This is a genomic window from Nocardiopsis listeri (genome assembly GCF_020741345.1).
In the GTDB taxonomy this organism is placed as follows: domain Bacteria; phylum Actinomycetota; class Actinomycetes; order Streptosporangiales; family Streptosporangiaceae; genus Nocardiopsis; species Nocardiopsis listeri_A.
Genome location: NZ_DYZD01000065.1, coordinates 1 through 3,937 on the forward strand (window position 1 = coordinate 1; position 3,937 = coordinate 3,937).

At 70.6% G+C, this 3,937-nt stretch carries 3 protein-coding genes; all 3 read right to left on the reverse strand.

The features are described 5' to 3' along the window. Window positions 1-179: 179 nt before the first annotated feature. Entirely contained in the window at window positions 180-1,442 is a 1,263-nt protein-coding gene (locus K8V84_RS04240; protein ID WP_304070608.1) for an FAD-dependent oxidoreductase, read from the reverse strand. Beyond that, window positions 1,439-2,008: a TetR/AcrR family transcriptional regulator gene (locus tag K8V84_RS04245; RefSeq protein WP_304070610.1), complete on the reverse strand. Its 570-nt coding sequence runs from the start codon at window positions 2,006-2,008 to the stop codon at window positions 1,439-1,441. The genes K8V84_RS04240 and K8V84_RS04245 overlap by 4 nt, the downstream gene beginning before the upstream one ends. Before the next feature lie 197 nt (window positions 2,009-2,205). Continuing rightward, window positions 2,206-3,937, reverse strand: a 1,732-nt coding sequence (locus tag K8V84_RS04250) for a DEAD/DEAH box helicase (RefSeq protein WP_304070611.1), incomplete at its 5' end; no start/stop codon positions are given.

Here is a 3,937-nt window from a genome sequence, read left to right on the forward strand (position 1 = left end):
GTCCGAATCCGAGATCGACGCGCCGATGTGGGGCTGGATCAACGATCCCGACCCACTCCTGTGGCGTCGCCTGGGCGAGAGCACGCCCGCCCACGCGACGAAGGGCAACACCAAGCGGGTGGCCACACGCCGCTGCCGCAGCTGCGACACCTGAGGCTCCGACCTCACGGCCGGGGCGTTCAGGACCCGCCCCGGCCCTCCGTTGAACTCCCGCCCACGCCCCCGATCGGCTCGACCAGGGGCGTGGCGGCGAGATCCTCGACCACCCGGCTGGGCTTGCCCGACATCGCCGAGGCCACCCGGCGGTCCACACCCGGCAGGGCGGCCAGTCTCAGGACGAGACGGCGCAGCCGAAGCCGCAGCGCGGTGTCGGGCAGGAACCAGGAGGTCCCGGTACGGGCCGCGCTCTGGCGTTCGGCCACCACCGGACGCCACCGCGCCTCGTAGCGCTCCAGCCCCTCGCGCACCGTGCCCGCCCGGGCCAGCTCCTCAGCCAGCACGAACGCTCCGCCCACACCCATCGAGGCGCCCTGTCCGGCCAGCAGCGACACCGCCTGACAGGCGTCTCCCAGCAGTACCACCCGCCCCTTGGACCAGGAGTCCATCCTCGACTGGGCCACGTGATCGTAGTAGACGTGTTCGGGCTCCGGGCACCTTTCCAACGCCCGTGGCACCATCCACCCCAGACCCGCGCAGGCCTCGCGCAGGGCCCGGCGAGGGTCCTCGGGCAGGGTGGTGTCCTCGGTGCGGTGTACGGCGAAGACCGCCACCCTGTTCCCCTCCAGTCCGTAGAAGCCCATCTGGGCGCCCAGACTGTCGGTGAGCAGGAAACGTCCCCGCAGGCGGGTGTGCAGTTCGGCGTCCTCGAAGACGAAGGCGCCGGTGTGGAAACCCAGGTGGAGCAGATGGTCCTCCTCCGGTCCGAAGACCAGGCTCCGCACCGTGGAGTGGATGCCGTCGGCTCCGGCCAGCAGATCGGCTTGCAGGACCCGACCGTCGGCCAGCCGTGCCTCGACCCCGTCCGGGTGCTCCTCCACCCCGGTCAGCGCGGCCCCGTAGAGCAGTTCCACCCCGCCCGGCAGGGATTCACGCAGGGCCAGTTCCAGGTCCGGGCGCATGATCGAGACCAGGGACCCGCCCAGGGCCTGGGCGAAGCGCCGGAAACCGATCGAAGCCTTCCGCCTTCCTTGTTCGTCCACCAGGACGGCCTCGTCGAAGTCGTGGCCCAGTTCCCGGATCCGGGGCAGCAGCCCCATGACGCGGACCGCGTCGTAACCGGGACCGAAGAAGTCGATCATGTAGCCCTGCGGTCGCGGACCCGGGGCCCGTTCGACCACGGTGACCCGCCGGCCGTGGTGCGCCAGGCGGTGGGCCAGGGCGAGCCCCGCGATCCCGGCGCCGGCGACGACGACGTGCGGTGCGTGTGCGTGCGGTGTGCTCATCGTTGCTCCTCAACGGCTCCGGCCAGGAGCCTGCGCAGGATGGGGACGACGGACTCGGCGGTCAGGGAGGGGTCCAGGGGGCGGTGCAGCATGAGCCCGTCCACGGACGCGGCGAGGACTCGGGCGGTGGTGTCGGGGTCGGGCACCCCGATGGCGCGCATCCAGTCGGTCACCAGGTCGCGAAAGTCCGCCAGGAGTCGGATGAGGGCCTCGCGCAGTTCCGCGTCGCGCCCGGCGGCCAGGAAGGCCTCCGTGAAGAGCACCGAGGTGGGGTCGTCGCCCGAGTAGGCCTCCAGGGAGCCGAGCATCAGGTCGAGCCCCTCCCCGGCGGTGGCGCCCGGCAGGTGGGCGGCCCCCTCGTGGACCACGGCCCGCATGGTGCGCAGCGCGGCCTCGTTGAGCAGGGCTCGCAGGGAGGGGAAGTGGTAGTGGACCAGCCCGGGGCCCACCCCGGCCCGCTCGGCCAGCACCCGGGTACTCACCCCGGTCCACCCCCGCTCGGCGATGAGCTCGGCCGCCGCGTCGAGCAGGCTCTCTCGCACCTGCTGCGCCCGCTGTGTGGTCATGCGCTCTCCCCCGTCGTGGATTTGGGCGGTCGTCTTGGACGTATGCCCAATTTCGAGGGTGTCACATCCCCGGGCGCCCTGTACAGAACTGGAGGGCGCGGGAGCTTCAGCCATGCCCCTACGTGGAGGTCGGCTTCCTCAGACCAAGCGATCAACCGGACCGGGCCGGGCCGTCCGACATACGGTGGCCGGCCGGATCACCTCGGGTCAGGCCAGGGACGCTCCACCTTCTCCTCCACGATCTCCCCGGCCACCACCTCGGGTTCGGTCAGGCAACGCCACGCGGGGACCCGTACCGTGCGCAGACCCGAAACCTTCTCGAACAGGGTCGCGTGGTCCAGGGTTCGTTGCAGTGTCCGGCCCGGCCCCAGGGACATACTGGTGCCCACACCCGCACGGTCGACGATCACCGCCCTCTCACCGGCGGCTCCACTCACCAGCAGGTCGCACACGTATCCTCCGATGCTCTGACACACCCTGGGCTCCGCTCCTCGGTCAACGAGTGCCTCGAACAGTCGGCTGCGGGCATCGCCGGACGACTTGTCCACGGGCTCGACCGAACCGTCGGCGAAGTCGGAGAGCAGCCCTCCCTGGTCGGCCCAGTACGCCCGGTCACCCACGACGTACAAACGTGAGCGGGCCCGGGTCACAGCGACGTTCCACAGGTTCTGCTGCCGCAGCGCCCACTGGCCGCTGGAGCGATGCACACCGGTGGCCGCGGCCGGGGACACGACCACCACGTCGCACTCACCTCCCTGGAAGGTGTGCGCTGTCCCCACCCTGATCCTCTGGAGTGCCTTCTGGCCCAGTTTGCGCTCGATCTCGCGCACCTGGGCGGTGAAGGGCGAGACCACGCCGATGCTCGCCTTCTCCGGAAGGCTCGTCCACAGCTCTCGGAGCAGGTCCACCACCGCCTCGGCCTCCTCGGAGTTGCGACAGGACCGCCCGCCCGGACGTTCACACCGTCCACGCACGTCGATCCATCGAGACGCGGGGTCCTCAGGAGCGGTGAGGCCCACCGTGTCGGTGCGTACCGCGAGTCGTTCACCGTAGAAGCGCCGGTTGACGGGGGCGACGATGTCGGGGTGACACCGATAGTGCTCGTCGAGCCAGAGCACCTCGCCGCCGCCGGCCGCCAGCGCCGAGGCCGCGGCGTGGTAGGCGGAAGAGCCGGTGTAGGTGAGCGAGCGATCGTCGAGTTCGTCGGCGCGCAGCCCATGGACGACCTGGATCCTGCGGTCGTCCTGGTCAGTGAGCCCATTGACCGGTTGCAACTGGTGCGGGTCCCCGATCACCAGCGCCCTCCTGGCCCGATACAACAAGGGAATCAGGTCCGCGACGGTGCACTGGCTCGCCTCATCGACCACCACCAGATCGAACAGGCCCGGCATGGGCGGGAACACCCCGCGCACCGAGCGGGACGTGGTGGCCCAGGCCCGGACGGTGCGCACCAGGTTCTTCATGCCCTTCCATCCGGACCCGCCCGAATCCAGGTTGCGCAAACGTTCCTCGATGACGGGCCTGCCTGAGGTCAGTGCCTCGGCGACCCTGCCCAGCAGCAGTTCCGTGCTCTCCGGGCGTCGCTTCTCACGCAGGGCGCGGACCGTGTCGGCCACGTCCTCGGGGCGGGGTCGGGCACGTAGTTCCTCCAGCAGCCCGATCCACTCGCGTTCGGTGGTCAAAAAACTCAGGACGGCGGCCAGATCATGGTCGGACCCCGCTACCCGGAGCCCCCGGCGTGTGCGCCATCGGTGCCACCATCCGGTCCACCGGCTCTCCATGGCGGAAGCGACGGTGCCGGCCCAACGCTCCACGTCCCGGTGCCTTGGGAACGTGTCCGGGCTCAGTCCCCCAGGCAGTTCCTCGATCTGCCTACGGCGAGTGTCGGCCAACATCGTCAGACGCCGTTCGGTCTCCTCCACGGCGGCC

Coding starts and splice junctions, on each gene's coding strand:
- K8V84_RS04240 (WP_304070608.1), bottom strand. CDS start 1,442: ATGAGCACACCGCACGCACACGCACCGCACGTCGTCGTCGCCGGCGCC.
- K8V84_RS04245 (WP_304070610.1), bottom strand. CDS start 2,008: ATGACCACACAGCGGGCGCAGCAGGTGCGAGAGAGCCTGCTCGACGCG.